4 protein-coding genes are annotated in these 3,535 nt (G+C 57.7%); 1 reads left to right on the top strand and 3 read right to left on the bottom strand.

The genetic code is table 11. The annotated features are described in order from the left end of the window. Window positions 1–133: 133 nt before the first annotated feature. The 3 genes from BDE01S_RS09220 to BDE01S_RS09210 form a co-directional block, all read right to left on the bottom strand. The gene (locus tag BDE01S_RS09220; protein WP_066080597.1) at window positions 134–1,102 is read right to left on the bottom strand and encodes a S49 family peptidase; all 969 of its coding nucleotides are present in this window, start codon (window positions 1,100–1,102) and stop codon (window positions 134–136) included. A gap of 139 nt (window positions 1,103–1,241) precedes the next feature. Next, the gene (gene pdxA, locus BDE01S_RS09215; RefSeq protein WP_066080594.1) at window positions 1,242–2,246 is read right to left on the bottom strand and encodes a 4-hydroxythreonine-4-phosphate dehydrogenase PdxA; all 1,005 of its coding nucleotides are present in this window, start codon (window positions 2,244–2,246) and stop codon (window positions 1,242–1,244) included. Between the two features lie 77 nt (window positions 2,247–2,323). After that, window positions 2,324–2,815, bottom strand: coding sequence for a MarR family winged helix-turn-helix transcriptional regulator (locus tag BDE01S_RS09210; protein ID WP_066080592.1), 492 nt, complete (start codon window positions 2,813–2,815; stop codon window positions 2,324–2,326). A gap of 280 nt (window positions 2,816–3,095) precedes the next feature. Here BDE01S_RS09210 and BDE01S_RS09205 point away from each other — a divergent pair, with 280 nt between their 5' ends. Beyond that, on the top strand, window positions 3,096–3,527 hold the full coding sequence (locus BDE01S_RS09205) for an organic hydroperoxide resistance protein (protein WP_066080589.1): 432 nt from the start codon (window positions 3,096–3,098) through the stop codon (window positions 3,525–3,527). Window positions 3,528–3,535: the final 8 nt, after the last annotated feature.

Here is a 3,535-nt window from a genome sequence, read left to right as displayed (position 1 = left end):
TTCGACTATATCATGCGGTATTGTTCCGCCCCTAAAGTCCTACTCACTCCGTTTTTCCCATAACAACAGCCCGCAAGGCGCGGCGGAAACCTGCGTTTCCCCTGCCCTGCGGGCTGTTTGTCTGCGGCCCGGCCTACCAAAGTCTGGCGGCGGCCGCTTCCAAGCCTGCGCGGATTTCCGCGCCCAGCCTGCGGCTCAAGAGCCTGCCCAAATCCTCTTCCGGCGTATAGTTCACCAACTCCGGCGCTTTCACCACATCCCGCGCCACGCTGTACACGCTGCCGAAGCCGTCAATCAGGCCGACCTGCTCGGCTTGCGCGCCGGTGTAGATGCGGCCGCTGAATACATCGGGATATTCTTTTTCTTTCAAACGCTCGCCCCGGCCGGTTTTGACCGCGCGGATAAATTCCCCGTGGATATCGTCGAGCAGCTGCGTCCAGATTGCGGCCTGCTCCGGCGTTTCCGGCGTAAACGGATCGCCCATGCCTTTATTGCTGCCTGCGGTTTTCAGACGGCGTTTGACCCCGACTTTCTCCATCAGCCCCGTTACATCAAAGCCGCCGCCAATCACGCCGATGCTGCCGATGATGCTCGACGGGTCGGCATAAATCTTGTCGGCCGCCGCCGCGATGTAATAGCAGCCCGACGCGCACATATCTTCGGCCACTACATACACGGGCACATCCGGATACTGCGCTTTGAGGCGGCGGATTTCGTTGAACGCGGTATTCGACACCACCGGCGAGCCACCCGGGCTGTTGGCGCGTATCACAATGGCTTTGGCCTGGCCGCTGTCATACGCCGCCTGCATACTGTCGCGCAGCATTTTCACTTGGTCTTCATAGCCGCCGCCGATCGCGCCGCTCAATTCCACCACCGCAGTATGCGGCGAAGCGGATTTCAAGGCCGCAGGCTGGCCGCTGCTGCCAAACAGCCCGACCAGAAACGCCAAAAACACCGCCAGCCCGACCACCCGCCACACATTGCGCCAAAAGCGCGCGCGGCGGCGGTCGCGATACGCTTCCAGCAATACTTCGCGCAAGGTATCGCGCTCCCATTGCGGGCTTTCCGTGTTTTGCCCGCCGCTGATTTTGTCTGTCATATTCACACTTTCCGTTTTTCCGCGATTGCCCGCAGCCGTCTGAAAACAGGCCGAAAGCGGTTTGCAATCGATTTTTCAGACGGCCTACGCGCCCATATACGGCAAACAGGCCGTCTGAAAAATCATAAAATGCCGAAATTCAGACGGCTTGCGCCGCGCGGCAGCTGCCCGTCATCTCCAGCGCGGTTTCCACCGCCACAATCAGGCTGCCCGAATCGGCCTTGCCCGTAGCCGCCAAATCCAGCGCCGTGCCGTGGTCCACCGAGGTGCGGACAAAGGGCAGCCCCAACGTTACGTTTACGCCCCGCCCGAACGAGGCATATTTCAATACCGGCAGCCCCTGGTCGTGATACATCGCCAGCACCGCGTCCGCCTCTTTCAGCAAAAACGGCTGGAACACGGTATCGGCAGGGTACGGACCGCGCACGTCCAGCCCTTCGGCTTGCAGCGTTTCCAGCGCGGGGATGACCACATCGATTTCTTCCCGCCCCAAATGGCCGCCCTCCCCCGCGTGCGGGTTCAGCCCCGTTACCAAAATTCTCGGCGCGGCGATGCCGAATTTGTCGCGCAAATCCGCGTGCACAATCCGCGCCACCGATTCCAGCAGCGGCTGCGTCAACACGGCAGACACGTCTTTCAGCGGTAGATGTGTTGTCGCCAGCGCCACGCGCAAGCCGCCGCCCGCCAGCATCATCACCACCTGATCCGTGCTGCTTTTATCCGCCAGATATTCGGTATGGCCGCTGAAAAAACCGCCGTCGGGCAAGCCGTCGTTGATGATGCCTTTATGCAGCGGCGCCGTTACCATGGCCGCAAACAGGCCGTCTGAAATACCTTGATACGCCGTATCCAGCAGTTCCAAAACATAGGCCGCATTCTCCGACGCCAACCTCCCCGCCTCACACGGCACGCGCAGCGGCACATGCCGCACTTCCAGCACGCCTGCTTCATGATGCGGACTATCCGGGTCGAAATCCACAATCTGCACCGCCTTGCCCAAAGCCGCCGCCCGCGCGCGCAGCAAATCCCGGTCGCCCAGCACCACCGGCCGGCAGGGCAGCCCGGCAAATGCCAAATCCAAACAAATATCCGGCCCGATACCGGCAGGCTCGCCGGAGGTTACGGCCAATACAGGCAGCGTCATGCTGATGGCTCCTTCATGTTTTCCATACTGCTGGAGCTTAAAACAAAGCCCGCCGCCCGTCCACTTTTTCAGACGGCCTATTCAATCCTAGGCTGATTTTCGACGGCTTCAGCCGCCTCCCGTTTATCCTCCAGACCGGCCAATAAATTATCCCGCAATTTCGATACCGCTTTCTGCAAGGCGGCGGTTTCTTCCATGCTCAAGCCGCAATCCTGAAAAATGCCGATACATGATTGGCTTTCCGCCAGCTTCGCCCTGCCCGCTCCGGTCAGATTCACCACCACGCGGCGCTCGTCTTCTTTGGAACGCTCGCGCACCAGCCAGCCCTGCTGCTCCATGCCCTTCAATAACGGCGTCAGCGTATTGGAAGCGAGAAACAGCTTCCTGCCGAGCTGGTTGACCGTTTGATTGTCTTCCTCGCCCAAAGCCACCAGCGCAATCCATTGCGTGTAGGTCAGCCCGATTTTGCCCAGATAGGGCTTGTAGGCCTTGCCGAAAGCCAGGTTGGCGGTATAAGTGGCAAAACACATAAAGTCTTGCAGCGGCGGCAGCGCGGTGTGTGCGGTCATGATGGTTTCCTGTTATCTAAGACTTTTCAAAATATTTAAGACTTCCCAGCCGTCATTAGCTGCGCGGGGGAAGCGAAGCGGACTTGCGAAGCTAATGACGGCATCGGGACTTACACTTTTTGCAAAAGTCTCCAAGCATGGTTATTTATTTTTTATATTATATCGCATTCGATTTTTTCAAAAAATCATTGACAACAAAAAACCTAGGTGTAAAATACGCACAAGATTAAATCGAATACGATTTAATTATCCCAACTAACCAAAACAAAGGAAATCCATCATGAAAATCTTCTACAAAACCAGCGCCACATCAGTCGGCGGCCGTGACGGCCGCGTATCACTCGACGACAACTCTCTGGCCTTGGATCTGGTCGGCTTCAACAACGAAAGCGGCAAAACCGGCGCCAATCCCGAGCAACTCTTCGCCATGGGCTACGCCTCCTGTTTCGACAACGCGCTGATTCACGTCCGCCAAGCGCAAAAGCCGGAAGGCGTGTCGCATAAAACCACCGCCGCCGTCGGTATCGGCCAAAACGCACAAGGCGGCTTCAGCTTGGATATCGATTTGGACGTCGAAGTACGCGGCTTGGACAAAGACGCAGCGATTGCCTTAGTCAAAAAAGCCCACGAAATCTGCCCCTACTCCAACGCCACACGCGGCAACATCGACGTACGCCTGCACGTCAGCATTGTGGATACGGTAGATTTGTAATTGCTATA

It is taken from the genome of Bergeriella denitrificans NBRC 102155 (genome assembly GCF_001592185.1).
GTDB lineage: Bacteria > Pseudomonadota > Gammaproteobacteria > Burkholderiales > Neisseriaceae > Neisseria > Neisseria denitrificans.
This window is presented reverse-complemented; position numbering and strand designations above follow the sequence as displayed.

Excerpts from the sequence above, each read along its gene's own strand:
- pdxA (WP_066080594.1), bottom strand. The coding sequence starts at position 2,246 with ATGACGCTGCCTGTATTGGCCGTAACCTCCGGCGAGCCTGCCGGTATC.
- BDE01S_RS09205 (WP_066080589.1), top strand. The coding sequence starts at position 3,096 with ATGAAAATCTTCTACAAAACCAGCGCCACATCAGTCGGCGGCCGTGAC.
- BDE01S_RS09210 (WP_066080592.1), bottom strand. The coding sequence starts at position 2,815 with ATGACCGCACACACCGCGCTGCCGCCGCTGCAAGACTTTATGTGTTTT.
- BDE01S_RS09220 (WP_066080597.1), bottom strand. The coding sequence starts at position 1,102 with ATGACAGACAAAATCAGCGGCGGGCAAAACACGGAAAGCCCGCAATGG.